Source organism: Methylobacterium sp. GC_Met_3 (assembly GCF_026540775.1).
Lineage (GTDB): Bacteria > Pseudomonadota > Alphaproteobacteria > Rhizobiales > Beijerinckiaceae > Methylobacterium.
This window is the reverse complement of the sequence record NZ_JALNUL010000008.1, coordinates 123,072-140,438: the sequence shown is the minus strand read 5'-3', so window position 1 is coordinate 140,438 and position 17,367 is coordinate 123,072. Positions and strand designations below refer to the sequence as shown.

General features: G+C 69.5%; 15 protein-coding genes. 4 read left to right on the top strand and 11 right to left on the bottom strand.

Features of this window, described 5'->3' with window-relative positions; all coding sequences use genetic code 11:
- Positions 1-75: 75 nt before the first annotated feature.
- Together OXS27_RS13335 and OXS27_RS13330 are read right to left on the bottom strand one after the other, a co-directional pair.
- Positions 76-1,845, bottom strand: coding sequence for a glucan ABC transporter ATP-binding protein/ permease (locus OXS27_RS13335; RefSeq protein ID WP_243917708.1), 1,770 nt, complete (start codon positions 1,843-1,845; stop codon positions 76-78).
- Positions 1,846-2,172: 327 nt separating this feature from the next.
- Entirely contained in the window at positions 2,173-2,682 is a 510-nt protein-coding gene (locus OXS27_RS13330; protein ID WP_243917635.1) for a CAP domain-containing protein, read from the bottom strand.
- 103 nt (positions 2,683-2,785) lie between these two features.
- Here OXS27_RS13330 and OXS27_RS13325 point away from each other — a divergent pair, with 103 nt between their 5' ends.
- Together OXS27_RS13325 and OXS27_RS13320 are read left to right on the top strand one after the other, a co-directional pair.
- Positions 2,786-3,127 carry a DUF6516 family protein gene (locus OXS27_RS13325; protein WP_346733082.1) on the top strand — a complete coding sequence of 114 codons (342 nt, stop codon included), beginning with the start codon at positions 2,786-2,788 and terminating at the stop codon, positions 3,125-3,127.
- Complete coding sequence (locus OXS27_RS13320; RefSeq protein WP_267356561.1) at positions 3,124-3,498, top strand: hypothetical protein; 375 nt, start codon at positions 3,124-3,126, stop codon at positions 3,496-3,498. Before OXS27_RS13325 ends, OXS27_RS13320 begins: the two co-directional genes overlap by 4 nt.
- A 41-nt stretch (positions 3,499-3,539) precedes the next feature.
- Here the strand turns inward: OXS27_RS13320 and OXS27_RS13315 are convergent, their stop codons facing one another.
- Positions 3,540-6,233 (bottom strand): DUF3772 domain-containing protein, encoded by a 2,694-nt coding sequence (locus OXS27_RS13315; RefSeq protein WP_267356560.1) that lies wholly within the window; start codon positions 6,231-6,233, stop codon positions 3,540-3,542.
- 543 nt (positions 6,234-6,776) lie between these two features.
- Here OXS27_RS13315 and OXS27_RS13310 point away from each other — a divergent pair.
- Positions 6,777-7,325 carry an HNH endonuclease gene (locus OXS27_RS13310; protein WP_243917628.1) on the top strand — a complete coding sequence of 183 codons (549 nt, stop codon included), beginning with the start codon at positions 6,777-6,779 and terminating at the stop codon, positions 7,323-7,325.
- 154 nt (positions 7,326-7,479) lie between these two features.
- Here the strand turns inward: OXS27_RS13310 and OXS27_RS13305 are convergent, their stop codons facing one another.
- The 3 genes from OXS27_RS13305 to OXS27_RS13295 form a co-directional block, all read right to left on the bottom strand.
- Entirely contained in the window at positions 7,480-7,722 is a 243-nt protein-coding gene (locus OXS27_RS13305) for a hypothetical protein (RefSeq protein ID WP_243917626.1), read from the bottom strand.
- A gap of 41 nt (positions 7,723-7,763) precedes the next feature.
- Positions 7,764-8,627: an outer membrane beta-barrel protein gene (locus OXS27_RS13300; protein ID WP_243917624.1), complete on the bottom strand. Its 864-nt coding sequence runs from the start codon at positions 8,625-8,627 to the stop codon at positions 7,764-7,766.
- Positions 8,628-8,892: 265 nt separating this feature from the next.
- On the bottom strand, positions 8,893-9,882 hold the full coding sequence (locus OXS27_RS13295; RefSeq protein ID WP_267356559.1) for a porin family protein: 990 nt from the start codon (positions 9,880-9,882) through the stop codon (positions 8,893-8,895).
- Positions 9,883-10,194: 312 nt separating this feature from the next.
- On the opposite strand from OXS27_RS13295, the gene OXS27_RS13290 reads away from it, so the two are divergent.
- Positions 10,195-10,527 carry an MmcQ/YjbR family DNA-binding protein gene (locus OXS27_RS13290; RefSeq protein ID WP_243917621.1) on the top strand — a complete coding sequence of 111 codons (333 nt, stop codon included), beginning with the start codon at positions 10,195-10,197 and terminating at the stop codon, positions 10,525-10,527.
- Between the two features lie 137 nt (positions 10,528-10,664).
- Here the strand turns inward: OXS27_RS13290 and glmM are convergent, their stop codons facing one another.
- From glmM to ybgF, 5 genes are all read right to left on the bottom strand, one after another.
- The gene (gene glmM / locus OXS27_RS13285; RefSeq protein WP_243917619.1) at positions 10,665-12,005 is read right to left on the bottom strand and encodes a phosphoglucosamine mutase; all 1,341 of its coding nucleotides are present in this window, start codon (positions 12,003-12,005) and stop codon (positions 10,665-10,667) included.
- A gap of 141 nt (positions 12,006-12,146) precedes the next feature.
- Entirely contained in the window at positions 12,147-12,893 is a 747-nt protein-coding gene (locus OXS27_RS13280) for a sulfite exporter TauE/SafE family protein (protein ID WP_267356558.1), read from the bottom strand.
- Between the two features lie 167 nt (positions 12,894-13,060).
- The gene (ftsH, locus tag OXS27_RS13275; RefSeq protein ID WP_243917615.1) at positions 13,061-14,983 is read right to left on the bottom strand and encodes an ATP-dependent zinc metalloprotease FtsH; all 1,923 of its coding nucleotides are present in this window, start codon (positions 14,981-14,983) and stop codon (positions 13,061-13,063) included.
- A gap of 3 nt (positions 14,984-14,986) precedes the next feature.
- Positions 14,987-16,111: a tRNA lysidine(34) synthetase TilS gene (tilS, locus tag OXS27_RS13270; protein WP_267356557.1), complete on the bottom strand. Its 1,125-nt coding sequence runs from the start codon at positions 16,109-16,111 to the stop codon at positions 14,987-14,989.
- 148 nt (positions 16,112-16,259) lie between these two features.
- Positions 16,260-17,357, bottom strand: coding sequence for a tol-pal system protein YbgF (gene ybgF / locus OXS27_RS13265; protein ID WP_267356556.1), 1,098 nt, complete (start codon positions 17,355-17,357; stop codon positions 16,260-16,262).
- Between the last annotated feature and the right edge of the window lie 10 nt (positions 17,358-17,367).

Sequence of the window (17,367 nt, the reverse complement as noted above, 5' to 3'; positions counted from 1 at the left end):
TCCCCTCTCCTGAAGGAAGAGGGGACCCGCGTCTCGTCCCGAAAGGCACGGGGTGCAGCCAGCGGCAGCCCAACCTCACGCGGCCAGCGCCAATCCTTCATCGGCCTCGGCCGCCATGAACTGCGCCCGGGCGAGTTCGGCGAAGCGGCCATCCTGCGCGACCAGCTGGTCGAAGGTGCCGGCCTCGACGATCCGGCCCTCGTGGAACACCAGGATCCGGTCGGCGTCGCGGATCGTGGCCAGCCGGTGGGCGATCACGAAGGTGGTGCGCCCCTCCATCACGGTCTCCAGCGCGCCCTGGAGCTTGCGCTCGGTGGCCGCGTCGAGCGCCGAGGTCGCCTCGTCGAGGATCAGGATCGGCGGATTCTTCAGGAGCGCCCGGGCGATCGAGAGCCGCTGACGCTCGCCCCCCGAGAGCGACCGGCCGCGCTCGCCGATCACCGTGTCGAGCCCGGCGGGCTGGCGGGCCATGAAGGTGCTGGCCTGGGCGCGCTCCAGCGCGTCGAGCATCTCGGCGTCGGTCGCGTCCGGGCAGCCGACCTGCAGGTTCTCGCGGATCGAGCGGGCGAACAGCATCGGCTCCTGGAACACCACGCCGATGTTGTGGCGCAGGCTCGAGAGGCCGACGTCGCGGATGTCCATCCCATCGATCCGGATCGAACCGGCGGCCGGGTCGAAGCTGCGGTGCAGGAGGCCCAGCGTCGTCGACTTGCCCGAGCCGGTGGTGCCGACCAGCGCGATCGTCTCGCCGGGGCGCGCCGAGAAGGACACGCCGTCCAGCGCCCGGCGGCGGCCATCGTACGAGAAAGCGACGTCGTCGAACGTGACCTCGCCCTCGAACCGCGCCACCTGCCGGGCCTGCGGCCGGTCGGCCACCGCCGGGACGGTGTCGTAGATCTCGAAGAACTCGGCGATCTTCGGGGCCTGCTGGAACAGGCCGTTGACGAAGCCGACCACGTGGTCGAGCCGGGCCACGAAGGCGGTGGCGAGGCTCATGAAGGCCACGACCTCGCCCACCGTGGTGGTGCCAGCCTGATACAGCCAGATGCCGGTGACGAAGATCGCCGTCATGGTGATGGTGGCGGAGGCGCGGGTCGCCACGTTGGCGAGCGCCCACCAGGACAGGACCGGGATCTGCGCGGCCAGCAGATTGGTGATGATGCCGCGCATCGCGTCCTTCTCGGCCTTGGCGCGGGTGAACGACTGGATCACCGCGACGTTGCCGAGCGCGTCCGAAGCGTGGGCCGCGAGGCCGGAATTGAATTCCTCGACCTGACACTGCAGCGTCTCGGTCCGGCGCATCACGAAGGTGGTCAGCGCCGTGAAGGCGAGCACCAGCACCACCAGGATCGAGCCGAGCTGCCAGTTGATCAACAGGGTCATCGGCAGGAGCACGCCCAGCGAGACCAGGGCGACGAGGTGGTCGCGGAAGAAGCCGAGCCACAGCCACGCCATGCCGTTCGTGCCCTCCAGCATCGCCTTCAGCACGCGGCCGGAATGGTTGGCCGAGTGGAAGGCGAGCGGCAGGTCGAGCACGTGCTCGAAGTAGCTCGCCATCGAGGACAGACGGTTGCGGTGGGCCAGCCGGTCGGCGTGGAGCGCGATGAACACGCCCGCCGCGATGGTGAAGAACCCGAACGCCACCCAGGCGGCCAGCAGGGGCAGCATCGTGCCCATGGCGTCGCCGCCGCGCTTGAGATGAGTCAGCTGGTCGATGATGCGGCCCATCAGCAGCGGTTCGGCGAAGGCCGCCACCGCCAGCACGACGTTGGTGGCGGCCAAGCCGATCGCCAGCCGCCGCTCCGCCTTCAAAAATCCCAGGACCCGCCCGTACAGACGAACCATCACGACCGCTCCGCCACCCCTGGCGCGGCCCGTGTGACCCGGGTCCTGCGCCGTCTCTTAAGAAGGTCGCTTGGCCGGCGGCGTCGCCGCCTCTGCCGTCAAACCCCTCGTACGACAGGCGTATGCCAGGTTCTGCCTGAACGCGCGATGACGGATCGATACAGGTTGGAAACATCCGCGCTTACTGTTTGTTCAGCAAGATGTCCTAACCTCGCGGGTTACCCGGTCGTTCTCGGTCCCGACAGGCCGGCCGGCCGGCGGGTGACGGTCGCGCCGCTCCGGGCGCCCGTGCCGAACGCGAGGGGACTGCCGTAGCCCGCCCCTTCCCTACTTGGCGGTGAGCAGCGCCCAGTAGACCTTGTACTTCGAGCCCGGCGCGTAGGCGGTGGCGATGCCCATCTTGGTCGCCTTCGGGTCGAGCATCGTGGCGTTGTGCGGGGGACTGTCGCGCCAGCCGGAAAAGGCCTCGGCCAGGGTGTGGTAGCCGGCCGAGAGGTTGGCGTTCACGTCCGCGTAGCCGAGCCGCTCCACCGCGGCCTTGACGGTCTGCGCCCGGCTCGGCCGGTCGGCCAGCGCCATGGAGGCCGCCTCGGCCTCGGCCAGCCGCTGCAATTCCGGATCGACGGTGAGCGGCGCCGCGCCGCGGTTGCGGCGGTACGACGAGATCATGTCGCGGGCCGCCTCGACATCGATATGCGCGCTGTTGTTGGCGAGCGGCAGGTATATGCTCGGCAGCGCCGAGGAGGTCGGCGCCTGGGCGGCGCAGGAGCCGAGAAGCGCCAACGCCGGCAGGCAGAGCACCCGCGGCAGGGTCCGTCTCTTGTGTCGTGCGCCCACGTTTCCTGGTCCCCACCCCGGCAGCCGGCTCGGATGCCGGAGCCATATAGGCATTGTCGGACCCGCCTGCATCCGCGCTGCAGAATCACCAGCTCGACGTGATATGACGTTCGGTGTCATAACGTCCGAGGCTTTTTCGTCTCCCATGGCACGCGCGCGACTCCTGCTCGATGACAAGAGGGTCTTCGCGGATGGTATGATCCTTCAGCTCAAACTGTGGGAACTTCAGCCTCCCGACCGGGTGCGTGGTTCAGTGCACGGCTTCAAATATTCGCTGTTCTACGGTGGTGAGGGTCAGCGGATCCTGGCTTACGACAATGAGGCGGGGAAGGGTGATCACGTCCATCGCGGTGCGGAGGAAACGCCCTACCTGTTCACGACGTTCGAGACGCTGCTGGATGACTTCCTGACCGAGGTCGGTGTGCTGCGCGGAGGTGATCGATGAGCGATGAAGTGACCGTCGTCATCGGCGGGTCGGTGGAGGATATGCGGGCGCGTTTCCTCTCGGCGGTGCGGCGTGCGGAGGCAGGCGAAGCCGTGGAGCCGGAACGTGTTGTCACCTTCGAGAACTGGACGACCTTCCTCAAGACCTTCTCGACCGCCCGCATCGCGGTGCTGGAGGCCCTGGCGGCAGGGCCGGCCGACTCCATCACCGCGCTGGCAGGCTCGCTCGGCCGGAATTACCGACGCGTGCACGACGACGTGGCGGCTCTGGAGAAGGTGGGCCTGCTGAAGCGGACCGGGACACGGGTGATGCTCGCCGCCGAGGGCGCGTGTGCGCATCTCGACCTGAGGCCCGCCCAAGCGCGCCCGTAGGGGCGCCCTCCTCCTGAAGGCAGAGCCCGGGGTTCGTCGCCTCAGCCCCCAGCGCTCCGCAGGCTCCGGTCCCGCTGCGCCCGGCTCCCCTCCCCGGCCTCGGCGGCCGGCGCCGCCAGCCCGAACCGGCTGGCGATCTCGCCCATGGCGGTCTGCATCGAGTCGAGGCCCTGCACGGTCACGATGCTGGAGCCGGGGCCGAGCGGCGGGATGAAGCCCGCCTCGCAGAGGCTCGCGAACACGGAAAAGTTCAGGTCGGTCAGCACCTTCTGGCCGAGGCTGACGTCGGTGATCCAGACCAGCAGCTCGAATTCGAGGAACGGGTCGCCGATCTTCTTGAACACCACCCGGGGCGCGGGCTCCTTCAGCACGTCGGCATGGGCGATCGCGCAGCCCGTGATCATCTCGGCGGCGCGCACCGGGTCCTGATTGCGTAGGACGCTGACCGTGATGCTCACCCGCCCCGAGCGGTCGCCCCGCACCCGGTTCTTCACCACGCCGGAGATCAGGTTGGAGTTCGGCACGATCACGGCCGAGCGGTCGAAGGTCTGGATCTCCGTGGAGCGCACCGAGATCCGCTTCACGATGCCCTCGGAATCACCGATCACCACCTGATCGCCGACCCGGATCGGCCGCTCCCACAGGAGCAGCAGGCCCGAGACGAAGTTGTTGACGATCGACTGGAGGCCGAAACCGATACCGACCGACAGGGCGCCGGCCACCAGGGTGAGCTTTTCGAGGCTCAGGCCCAGATACGAGAAGGCGAGCGCGAGCGCGAGCAGGAAGCCGCAATAGCCCGCCACCGTGGTGATCGAGTTGCGCAGGCCGGCGTCGAGGTCGGTGGCCGGCAGGTAGGTGTTCTCGAGCCAGCGCTGCACGCCCTTGGTGATGAACACGCCGACCGCCAGGATGCCGATCCCCAGCGCGATGCTGGACAGCGAGATCGTGACGTCGCCGACCTTGAAGCCGAAGAAGGCCTGCCGGACCGAGGAGACGATGTCGGTCGAATCGAGCCCCCAGGGCGCCAGCACCAGCAGGGCCGCCACCAGGAACAGCACGACCCGGGCGCCTCCGGTCGCGAGGACCGAGATCTGGTTCAGCGAGCGCTTGCGCAGGCCGGTATTGGCCTGGAGCGTGGTGGCGAGGCGCGTCTCGTCGGAGAGCGCGCGGCCGATGAAGATATCGACGCTCTGAACCAGCAGGTACAGCAGCACCAAGATGCAGGCGGCCCAGATAAACTGATCGATCAGGAAGGTCGCGAAGGCGACGTAGCCCACCAGCGCACCAAGCCCGATCACCGCCACGGCGGCCCAGCCGAGGAGGCGGGCCGGGCCGCCGATGCTCGTGGTCGACTTGGTCGGCACGTAGGGGCCGAAGCAGGCCTCTTCCTCCTGCTCGGTATCGGCGAAGCGGTGCAAGCCGATCGCCAGGATCAGGGCGGTCGCCACGGCGCCGAGGCCGCGCGTCGCGATGGAAATCGGCAGCGCGGCCGAGATCCCGGAATTCAGGGCCTCCACGGACTTCACCACGGTCACCACCGTGGCGATGCCGACCGCGAGGCGCGTCAGGCGCGTGGCCGCCGCGTCGCCCACGGGGGCGGGACGCCAGGCGGGCTTTTCCGGGCTCAGCAGCCCGTCGCAGAGCGCCTCCACGAAGGCGATGAAGGCGAGCCCCCCGGAGATCGCGGCCGCCACCGGCAGGAGCCGGGACGGCAGGAGGTTGGTGGCATCGAGCGCGTAATAGACCGCGTAGGAGCCGGCCACCGCCGGCACCGTCCCGAGCAGGATCACCCGCCAGGCGGCGAGCAGGCGCGCGCGCCGCGACGGATCGGTCGTGCCCACGTCCCGGTGGGCGCCCCGGGGCGCGATGTTGCGCCGCCCGAAATACAGCGCCACCGAGATTCCGAAGGCGAGCCCCAGGAACAGCAGATTGCCCAGGCTGCCGTTGCGGGAGAACAGCAGGCCGATATCGGAGACCGCGCTCTGCAGCGCGCGGGTGTCGCGCGGCACGTCGGCCATCACCTTGGCCCAGAGGCCCGGGCCGATCAGCGGCTGCGAGCGCTGGAACAGGTCGCGGGTGAAGGATTCGCGGCGTCGGTTCGAGACGCGATCGACGATCTGGTCACCCTGGACCACCAGGGAGCGGGCCAGCCGCTGGCTCTCGTCGATCCGGGTGACCGCGGCCTCGCGCTCGGCGCGCTGCTCGGCGACCTCCGGGCTCTCCTGCGTGTCCTTGGGCTTCGGTCCGAGCTGGGTCAGCCGCTCGCGGGCCGCCTCGAGGGGGCCGTCGAGCCGCGTGACCAGGCCGCGGATCTCGTCGGTGACCGCGGCGGCGCTGTCGCGGATGGCGGTGAGATCGGCCACCGTCAGGTCGGTATGCCCGAGCTGCTTCTCGCGGGCGTCGAGTTCGGACTTGGCGGCGTCGAGCTTGGCCCGAACCGCCTTGTACTGCTCGGGGACGTCCGCCGGGACCGGGGCGGGTTTGGCCGCGGTCGGTTTGGCCCCAGCGGGCTTGGTCTCCGCGGGCTTGGTCTCCGAGGGCTTGGCCTCCGCGGGCTTGCCGGCAGGCGCCTGAGCCTGGGCGGGGGCCTGAGCCGGCGTCGGGGCGGGCGTCTCGGCACAGGCTGGCGGGGATGCGGCGGCCAGGCCGAGCATCAGGGCGGCAAACAGGGTGGGCAGGCGGGACGGGCGCGCGCCGCCATCCAGCTTGCAGGTACGCTCTTGCGTACGCGTCATGGGCGACCTCGCGTCGGGCGCGCCGGACGCACGGTCGGCATCCGGCATCGGCGAATCGGCGGCGATTAGGGGACCGGGCGGCCCCCTGGCAGCCCCGCGCTCTGCGGGAGCAATGGGGCGAAACCGTGCCCCTGCCCGCCCTGCGCCGGATCCGGCGGCCCCCCCGGGGGCTTGGCCCGGGGATGGCTTTCGGAGGCCTCGTGTGGGTGCGTCCCCAGGGCCTGCCCGGAAAAGCTTCACAAGGGCGTCATGCTGGGATTACATGAACGCCTCATGGACAGGGCCTTTTCGTCATCACGCGAAAGGGCTTGGCCGGCGATCGTGCCGGCTCGGCCCGGCCGCGTTCCGGATCTGATCGCCCCGACTGGCGCCCCCGCGCGCCGGCCCGCCGCCCTGTTGCTCCCTCCGCCGCTCCCCCCAGGTCGCCGCCCCGTGCGCCGGCCCGCCCGCTATCGGCTTTTGGCCGGTTCGGACGGACCGGTGAGGCGTCGGCCCGGTCCCGCGCGTTATCCGCGTCAGAGCTAGTGTTGAAGAGTCGCGCCGATGATGGATCTCCAAACCCTCGTCCTCAACGCGGATTATCGGCCGCTCTCGTATAATCCGCTCTCCCTCTGGTCGTGGAAGGACGCCTTCACGGCCCTGTTCCTCGACCGGGTCACCCTGGTGGCGAGCTACGACGTCGAGGCGCGCTCGCCGTCACGGTCGCTGCGGGTGCCCAGCGTCGTCGCGCTGAAGAACTATGTGGCGCTCGCCCGCAGCCCGGCCTTCACCCGCTACAACATCTACCTGCGCGACGGCTTCAGCTGCCAGTATTGCGGCCTGCGGCTGCCCTCGGGGGGCCTGACCTTCGACCACGTGGTGCCGCGCTCCCGGGGCGGCCTGTCGAGCTGGGAGAACGTCGTGGCGGCCTGCTCGCCCTGCAACCTCCGCAAGGCCAACCGCACCCCGGCCGAGGCCGACATGCCGCTGGCGATCGAGCCCCGGCGGCCGACCCGCTACGAACTGCACCACCGCCAGCCGGAGTTCGACCACAAGCAGTATCACCACACGTGGCTCGACTATCTGTATTGGGACAGCGAGCTGGAGAGCTGAGGCGGGGGCAGCGCATCGCTGCATCGAACACCGTCGCCCGCCGCCATGAGTGTGCAAGGCCGCGGATGTCCCGCCCGAACCGCGCGATGACAGGCCGGACACACGTCGCAGGCAGGGACCCGGCCGGTCAACGCCCGGCGTCCCGGCGGTTGCCTCACCAAGCCGGCGTGGTGCGGGGCGGCTCGTTGTACATCGGGACGTTGTGGTTGCGCGGCAGGTAGTCCCGCACCAGCACGGGCGGCCGGACCAGGGGGACGATCGGAATGGGTCGCACCCGGACCCTGTGGCGGATGACGCGCGGCTCGGGCCGATCCCCGGGCCAGGCCACGGGGGACGCCAGGGCGGGCCCTGCGACGAGCAGGGCCGCGGCGACCGCGAGACGACGACGACCACGCATGAACAGGCTCCCGCCGACAACCAAGACCAGACCGTGCCGTATCAGAACTTGATGGCCGCGCCGGCGCGGACGGTGTTCAGGTTGACCTTGTGCCCGTCGAAGCTGTCGAACAGCACGTACTGATACTCGGCGCGCAGGAGGATGTTCGGCGTGATTGCGTATTCGATGCCGGCCCCCAGCGCGACGCCGGCGACGACCTTCGTCTTCGACCGCTGATCGTTATGCGTGGCTCTGAACTGATTGACGAAGGTGTTCGTCCCGGCCAAGCTGGCGTTGTACGCGCTGACGTCGAAGCCGGAATCGGAGTAGCTGAGCGAGTCCGCGACGCGCGCGCGGCCGATTGCGACGCCGCCCGTGACATACGGCATGAGGCTGTCGATGGCGTAGCCGAGGCGGGCCCGCAGCGTCCCGTAATCGGTGATCCGCGTTGCGGAGGTCCCGTTCAGGTTGAGGGTCTCCTGGAGACCCAGCGAATTGGTCTTGATGCGGCCGACGCTGTCGGAGGAAGAGCCCAAGCGGCCGAAATTCGTGTAGTCGCCCTCGATCCCGAACACGAAGCTGTCGTACTGGACGTTGTAGCCGACATAGCCACCGAAGCTCGCGGAGCCGACGCGCCGCGATGGCGGGCTCAGCAGGCCCGAGGCACCGAAATCCGACTCGGCGGTCGAGTTGTGCGAGCGCTCGTAGACCAGCGGCGAGAGCGCGTTCTTGAACCCGAGCGCCGCCGAGGTGTAGCCGCCATGGCCGCCGACATACACGCCGCTCCAGTCGATCACCCGGACCGGGGCCGGAATCGGATCGTAATCGGCCCCGCGCAGGTAATCGTAATCCAGGTCTGCAGCCCGGGCGGTGTTGACACCGCAGAGACCGAGAACCGCCAGTAGCGGAAAGGTGACGGTACGCATCGGGATCGTCCTGGAACTGACGTGACAAGCGGCGGATCGAGCCTCAACACCGTGATAGTCGGGTAACCTTAATCATCCGTTGATCGAAACGAGTTTCCAGGTCGCAATGTTGATCTATCGCTGTTGTCAGCGGTCTCTCGAACGACATCGAACGGCATCCGACATGTCTTCGGCTGCATCCGCGGCCCGCGCGGCAGCACCGAAACGCGAAACGGCGCGGAGGGCATCCGCGCCGTCGCCGTCCAGTGATGAGATCGGAGTGCGATCAGTACTTGCGCACCAGCGGGCCGGGGATCGGCTCCGGCATCAGCGGCGGCAGCGGGGCCGCCACGATACCGCCGAGGTAGTAGCGCACGCCGATCTTCACGTCGTGCGCCTCGATGTCCTTCACCTTGATCGCCTGGAGGCTGCCGGTGCAGCACGGCACGTAGCCGGCGCCGGTCTCGGCCTTGCCGAGGTTCAGGTAGCGGTAGGCCAACTCGATCTTCAGCGCGTCGGTCACGTTGTAGGCGAGACCGGCATGGAGCGCCCAGGCGAAGCTGCCGCTCGACTTGTCCTTGTAGAACTTGCTGCCGCTGTTGGTGTTGTAGACCGCGTTGCCGTTCGAGTCGTAGACCGGCTTGTAGTTGTAGGAGGGCGCGCCGCAGTCGCAGCCATAGACCGGGTTGCCGTAATCGTAACCGTAGGTCGGGCTCGTGAACTGCTGGTTGGTCGAGTAGGACGAGATGTGGTTGAAGGCGTAGCCGACGCCGCCGCCGATGAACGGCGTGATGCCGTACCACGTGCCGAGGTCGAAATACGCGTTGGCGAGCACGACTGCGGAGTCGAAGTTGCCGCTCGACTTGTTGACGCCGTAGGAGCCGAGGCCGTCATCGTAGTCCGGGCCGCGGTAGTACTCGCTGCCGCGCAGGCCGGTGGCGTAGCGATACTCACCGGTGATGTCGCCGCGGAGGAACGGGGTGAACTGGTAGCCGACACCGACGCCCGCGAAGCCGCCGCCGCCGATCACGTTACCGAAGGAGCGGTTGGCGTCCGGGTAGCCGGTGTAATCGTAGGCTTCGCTGTACTTGGGGCGGGTGTAGACACTGGCGCCCACGTCGCCGCGCAGGTACCAGCCGCCACCGACCTCGATCGGCTCGGGCGGCGGAGGGGGCGGCGGAGGCAGCAGGTCTGCCGCAGCGGCGAGGCAGGGCGCGCCGACGCTCGCCGCGAGCGTCAGGCTACGCACCAAAGCGTTGAGCTTGGAGCGGGCCATAAGAATTCCTTTACTGGAGCCGTGAGCCCGACGCTCCGCGTGCGTGCTCTGTGGTTAGCCTGTGAAGAATGCGCGCAACGTCTTAAATCCGGCTTAACGTTAAGTCTTAGCCTTGCGTGTTCTCGACCCGCCGGCGCAAACCGTTGCTCCACAAATATTGGCCGGCCTCCATTGAGGCATGCAGTGGCCTCTTCGGGGATCCACTGTACAGGGAGAAAGACTGCATGAACCGGATGCTCCCCGCCGCTTGGGACCGCCTTTGGGTCGGGCCTCGGATGGTCGCGGGTCCGGGCCGAGCGGGCTGAGTCGCCCATGCTCCCCGAGGACGTGCGCATCCTAGCGCTGATGCTGCCCGAGGCGGTGGCGGGCGCCCATAGCGGCAATCCGGATTTCCGCGTCGGCGGCCGTGTGTTCGCGACCCTGTGGGTCGAGGAGGCGCGGGTGGTGCTGCGGCTCGCGCCCGACGATCAGGCCGCTCTGTGCGAGGCCGAGCCGGACCTGTTCACGCCCCTCGACGGGGCCTGGGGTCGCCGGGGCTGGACCAACCTCGATCTCGACCTGTGCGAGGAGGAGACGCTCCGCACCGCCCTCCTGGCGGCCTGGCGCATGACGGCGCCGCCGGACCTGAGCGCCGCCTACGATTGATCCTCAAAGTCCTGGTTTCAAAAGGTCTCCGACCTTTTGCGGGTCCAGGGCGGAGCCCTGGTATCGGGCCTTGCCCGAACCTCAGGGGCTCCGCCCCCGAACCCCGCCAAAGGGCTTGCCCTTTGGAAACCCCGGACTCAGGCCGCGGCCTTGGTGACGGCGTCGACCACCTCGTCGACCACATCGTTGACGAGGCCGCGGTCGTCGCCCTCGGCCATCACGCGGATCACCGGCTCGGTGCCGGAGGGGCGGATCACGAGGCGGCCGCCATTGCCGAGGCGCTCGCGGGCATGCTCGATGGCGCTCACCACGCTGTCCTGGCGGAGCGGCTCCCCGGCCTTGTAGCGCACGTTCTTGAGGATCTGCGGCAGCGGCTCGAAGCAGTGGCAGACCTCGCTCACCGGCCGGTTCTGACGCTGCACCACGCTGAGCAGCTGGAGCGCCGCCACGAGTCCGTCGCCCGTGGTGGTGTAGTCCGACATGATGATGTGGCCGGATTGCTCGCCGCCGAGGTTGTAGCCGTGCTCGCGCATATGCTCGAGGACGTAGCGGTCGCCCACCGCGGTGCGGGCGAGCGTCAGCCCGAGGTCGCCGAGATAGCGCTCCAGGCCGAGATTCGACATGATCGTGGCCACCACCCCCGGCTGGGTCAGGCGCTCGTCCTCCTTCCAGGAGCGGGCGATCACCGCCATGAGCTGGTCGCCGTCGACCACCTGCCCCTTCTCGTCGACGATCAGCACCCGGTCGGCGTCGCCGTCCAGCGCGATGCCGATATCGGCCCGGCGCTCGCGCACCTTGGCGACCAAAGCCGCCGGCGCGGTGGAGCCGACATCGCGGTTGATGTTGAAGCCGTCCGGCTCGGTGCCGATGGCGATCACGTCGGCGCCGAGTTCCCACAGGGTCTCGGGGGCGACCCGGTAGGCGGCGCCGTTGGCGCAGTCGACCACGACGCGCAGGCCCTCCAGCGTCACCTGCCGCGGCAGGGTGCGCTTGGCGAACTCGATGTAGCGGGCATGCACGCTCTCGATCCGCTTGGCCCGGCCGAGATCGTTGGAGCCGGACAGGCGCTTGTGCATGTCGGCGTCGATCAGGCCCTCGATCTCGTGCTCGATCGCGTCGTTGAGCTTGAAGCCGTCGGGCCCGAACAGCTTGATGCCGTTATCCTCGAACGGGTTGTGCGAGGCCGAGATCATCACGCCGAGATCGGCCCGCATGGAGCGGGTCAGCATGGCGACGGCCGGCGTCGGCACGGGGCCGAGCAGCAGCACGTCCATGCCGACCGAGGTGAAGCCCGCGACCAGCGCGGTCTCGATCATGTAGCCCGACAGGCGCGTGTCCTTGCCGATCACCACCCGGTGGCGGTGGTCGCCGCGCTGGAACACGAGGCCCGCCGCCTGCCCCACCTTGAGGGCGAGTTCGGGGGTGATCACCCCGTTGGCGCGACCGCGGATACCGTCGGTTCCGAAATACTTTCGCACGAAGTCGTCTCCGAGGCGCGGTCTCACCGGCCGGACAAAGCTAGCAGATAATCGTTTACGCCGGATGCAGCGCTGCCGGCCGGGTCCATCCGGTGCTTCCCGACAAAGGCGGTCGAAATGGGGCCGAGCGCCCGACGGTCGCTACAGGATCCGCGGGAGCGCCGCGCCGACCAGGGCGAGGCCCGAGAGGGTCAGGAGGCTCAGCACGAGGGTGCGGAACGCCGCCTCGCTGATGCCGAGATAGACCCGCGCGCCGAGCAGCGTCGGAATCAGCATCGCCGGCAGCACCACGGCCAGCATCGGCAGCATGGCCCGGGTGACGAGGCCGGAGGCCAGGTAGGTGACGATCGTGACGCTGAGCATGGCGAGGTTGAAGTTCTGGATCACGGCGCGCTGCACATCGCGCTCGTAGCGCCGCAGGGTGCACCAGAGAGTGGGCAGCACCCCCGTGAACCCACCGAGCGCGCCCATCATGCCGCCGCCAAGGCCGACCAGCGCGTCGGCGAACCGGCCGCCGACGGTGATGCGGGGTAGGTTCTGGGCGAACAGCATGGCCGGGCACCAGACCAGCAGCAGCAGGCCCAGGATCGCCTTGAACCAGTCGGCGTCGAGCCGCGGCAGCAGGAGGATGCCGAGGGGGATCCCGGCGAGACCGCCGAGCACGAAGGGCGCAAGGCGCCGAAGGTCGAAGCCGCGCCGGACCGAGACGGCGGCCACGACCTGTCCGGTGAAGGCCCCGGACACCGCCAGGAACGCGCCGAGCTTCGGATCCAGCACCCAGGCCCAAAACGACAGGGAGACGAGCCCGAAGCCGAAACCCGAGAGCCCCTGCACGAAGCCGGCGGCGACGGCGCCGAGGGCGACGACGAGATAGGTCGAGACCGGCATGAGGGTTGACAGCGCCTTGTGGAGAGGCCTGTGTTTCCGATTCGATGGGATGGGCCGAGTCTCCGGCCAAGCTGGCGGCGCCGAATTGCCGACAGCGGCTCCGGTTTGTCAGGCACGAAAAAGGGCGCCTCGCGGCGCCCCTCTCGATCGTCGTCTTGTCCGGCGCTTCAGGCCTGCGGCTGCGGCTCCAGGCCACCGTCGCTCTCCTTCGGCCGGCCGCGGCCTGCCGAGGGGACCGAGGAACCCCGGGCCGGGGTCGGCGGTACGTCGCCGCCGTCGCGGACCGGGGGTTTACCCTTCAACAGGTTGCGGATCTCCTCGCCCGAGAGGGTCTCGTATTCGAGGAGCCCCTGGGCCAGGGCCTCCAGATCGTCCTTGTGCTCGGCGAGGATGCGGCGGGCCTCTTCCAGCCCGGTCTCCACCAGACGGCGCACCTCGGCGTCGATCTTCTGGGCGGTCGATTCGGAGACCGATTGCTGCCGGCCCATCGACATGCCGAGGAAGACCTCGTCGTTGTTCTCGCCGTACGCGACGGTGCCGAGTTCGGGCGAGAAGCCCCAACGCGTCACCATCATCTTGGCCAGCCGCGTCGCCTGCTCGATGTCCGACTGCGCGCCCGAGGTCACCTTATCCTGGCCGAAGGTCATCTCCTCGGCGATGCGGCCACCCATCATGATCGCCAGCCGCGAGGTCATCTGCTCGAAGCTCATGGAGAGCTTGTCGCGCTCGGGCAGCTGCATGACCATGCCGAGCGCCCGGCCGCGCGGGATGATGGTCGCTTTGTGGACCGGGTCGGTCGCCGGGACGTTGAACGCCACGATGGCGTGGCCGCCCTCGTGATAGGCGGTGAGCCGCTTCTCGTCCTCGGTCATCACAAGGGTGCGCCGCTCGGCGCCCATCATGACCTTGTCCTTGGCGTCCTCGAACTCGTGCATCGTGACGATGCGCTTGCCGCGGCGGGCCGCCAGCAGGGCCGATTCGTTGACGAGGTTCATCAGATCGGCGCCGGAGAAGCCGGGGGTGCCGCGAGCGATCACCTTGAGATCGACATCGGGGGCCAGCGGAACCTTGCGGACGTGGACCCGCAGGATGCGCTCGCGGCCGGTGACGTCCGGGTTCGGCACCATGATCTGGCGGTCGAACCGGCCGGGGCGCAGCAGCGCCGGATCCAGCACGTCGGGGCGGTTGGTCGCCGCGATGATGATGACGCCCTCGTTGGCCTCGAACCCGTCCATCTCCACGAGGAGCTGGTTCAGGGTCTGCTCGCGCTCGTCGTTGCCGCCGCCGAGGCCGGCGCCGCGATGGCGGCCGACCGCGTCGATCTCGTCGATGAAGATGATGCAGGGCGCGTTCTTCTTGGCCTGCTCGAACATGTCGCGCACGCGGCTGGCGCCGACGCCCACGAACATCTCGACGAAGTCGGAGCCCGAGATGGTGAAGAACGGCACGTTGGCCTCGCCCGCGACCGCCCGGGCGATCAGGGTCTTACCGGTGCCGGGGGGGCCGACCAGCAGCACGCCGCGCGGGATCCGGCCGCCGAGGCGCTGGAATTTCTGCGGGTCGCGCAGGAATTCCACGATCTCCTGAAGGTCTTCCTTAGCTTCCTCGACGCCGGCGACGTCATCAAAGCTGACGCGCCCGTGGGCCTCGTTCAGGAGCTTCGCCTTCGACTTGCCGAAGCCCATGGCGCGGCCGGCGCCGGACTGCATCTGGCGCGAGAGGAAGATCCAGGCGCCGATGAAGACGAGGATCGGCAGCCAGCTGACCAGCAGCTGGATGAACCAGGGGGTGTTGTCGGACGGCGGACGGGCGGTGATCTGGACGCCCTTGCCCTGAAGCTTGGAGACCAGGCCCGGGTCGTTCGGCGCGTAGCTGGTGAAGTTGCCGCCGCCCACGTAGGTGCCGGACACGTCCTGCCCGGAGATCACCACCGACTGGATCTTGCCGGCATCGGCATCGTTCAGGAGCTGGCTGTAGGCGATCTCGCTGCCGCCGCCCCGATGCCCCGGGTTCTGGAACAGGGTGACCAGGGCCAGCACAAGCAGGAAGATGACGACCCACAAGGCAAAGTTGCGAAAATTCGGGTTCATCGATCAATCCTTGGCGTGTGCGACCCCCAGGACGGACGCGTCGTCCGGCGCGACCGGTCCATCCGTGCACACAGCGCCAATGTAAGCGGGGGGGCCTCCCTTGCCAAGTAATCGCGACGCCCCTGCGGCGAGGGCAGCACTCTTCGCCCTCGGCCGGCGTGGCGGCGCGGGGGCGAGGCTCACCGTACCGGCGGGCTCCGTTGCGATCAGGAAACCCGCGAGGCTGCGCCGGACCGCCACCCGGTCCCGCAGGGCCGGCAGCAGCCATCCGAGGACCAGAGTTTCGAGCCGTTCGAGCCGGCGGGGCGCCGCCCCCGCCCGGGTCAGGGCGCGGTCGAGGCAGCGCAGGACGATCGCGTCCGGCAGGGCGGCCAGTACGGTTCCGTCGAGGCGCAGGGCCGGGCCATCCGCCGACAGGCAGGCGGCTTCGAGGGCCTTGTCGGCAGCGATGCACAGCGCCGCCTCGTCGCGGGCGGCGCGCTCGGCAAGGCGGGCGAGACGCGCGGGGGTCAGGCCTTCCCGCTCCAGGATCGGCCAGGCCGCGCGCAGGCGGCCCCGGGCGAAGCGCGGGTCGGCGTTGCTGGGATCGCGCAGGTAGGGGATGCCGCGGGCCTCGCACCACGCGACGAGCGCGGCCTTGGGCAGGGCGAGGAAGGGCCGGCCCAGGGAGATTCCGGGTGCCAGCGCCCGCTCGACGCGCATGCCGGCGAGCCCCGCGGGACCGCTGCCGGCGGCGAGCCGCATCAGCACGGTCTCGGCCTGATCGTCGAGGGTATGGCCGGTGAGGACGCGGGCCGCGCCGATGGCGGCGGCATGGGCGGCGAGCAACCGGTAGCGGGCGGCCCGGGCCGCCGCCTGAAGGCCGGTGCCGGGCTTCGCGTCCGCCCAAGCGAGGATCGCGTGCGGCAAGCCGAGCGCCCGGGCGGCGGCGGCGACGCCTTCGGCCTCCGCGCGCCCATCCGGGCGCAGGCCGTGATCGACGGTGGCGACCTGCACGGTCGCGCCCAGAGCGGCGGCGGCGTGCATCAGCGCGCTCGAATCGGGGCCGCCCGAGACGGCAAGCAGCACCCCGCCCCCGAGCCAGGGTTCAAGGGCTTGAAGAACAGAATCGTCCGCAGAGCCCGTCATGGATCCAAAAGGTCCGAGACCTTTTGCGGGTGCAGGGCAGAGCCCTGCTGGGCTCGGGCAAAGCCCGATTGTCGGTCTTCGACCGATCTCACGGCCCCGTCCCGATACCCCGCCAAAGGGCTGAGCCCCTTGGAATCCCGAATACGATTCAAGCGCCGCAGCGGGCGCGCTTCTGCTCGCGCGTGACGCCCTGGCGGACGCCCGATCCGGCGTTCGGGAACTTCCGGTCGAGCTCGGCCAGCGTCGCACAAGCCTGCTCGCGGGCCCCGAGCGCGGCGAGCGTGACACCGAGCTTCAGCATGGCATCGGGCGCCTGCGCGGAACGGGCGTAGTCGGTCGAGACCTTCAGGAACTGCTCGGCCGCCTCGCGGTTGCGACCGCGGGCGAGGTAGCTCTCGCCGAGCCAGTAGGTGGCGCCGGCAACGCGGTTGTCGCGGGGATGCGACTGGATGAACTGGCGCAGGCCCATCTCGGCCTGCTCGTACTGCTTGCCGCGGTACAGCTCCACCGCAGCCTCGTAATCCGTGGTCGGATCGCCCGTCCGCGTGGCGGCGACGCTCTCGGAGGGCCGGGCCGGGATCGCACCCGTGCGGGCCGGCGGGCGGAGGTCGACCGGCTGGTCGTAGCCGGGGGCTGCCGCCTCGGCGTCGTCCTCGCCCTCGACGGTCCCTTCCATGGCCCCTTCGATCGCCCCTTGGGGCAAACGCTGCGGCCGCGGCGCGGCTTCGGCCGCTTGGGTTGTCTCTCGGGTCGTCTCTCGAGTTGTCTCTTGGGTTGCCTCGATGGCCTCCCGCGGCGGCAGCGGCGCGGAGGGCTGGGTGCTGCCGAGCTGCATCGGCGCGCCCGGCGCCCCGGGCGTTTGCGACGGGTCGAAGGCGTCGCCGCGCTTGCCCGGCCGACCGGAACCCGGATTGACGCCGTTGACGGTGCCGGCCGGTCCGGAGGCCGGCGCGGCCGCAGGCGCGGGCTTGCCGGCGCCTCTACCCTCGCCCTTGCTCTCGGCTTTGCCCTTACCCTCGTTCAGCCGGAATTCGACATCCTCCTGGAACTTGCGCAGCTGCTCCTTGAGCTGGCGGTTCTCGTACTGGAGGGTCTCGATCTGCCCCGCCATCACGCGGGACTGGTTCTCGATGCGCCCGAGGCGCACCACCAGTTCCGAGGCGTCCTGCGCGGCGGCGGGTTGGCCGAGGAGCGCGGTGCCGAGGGCGGTGGCGAGGGCGAGACGGGTGCGAAGGCGGGCGAGCATGGGGCAGCTG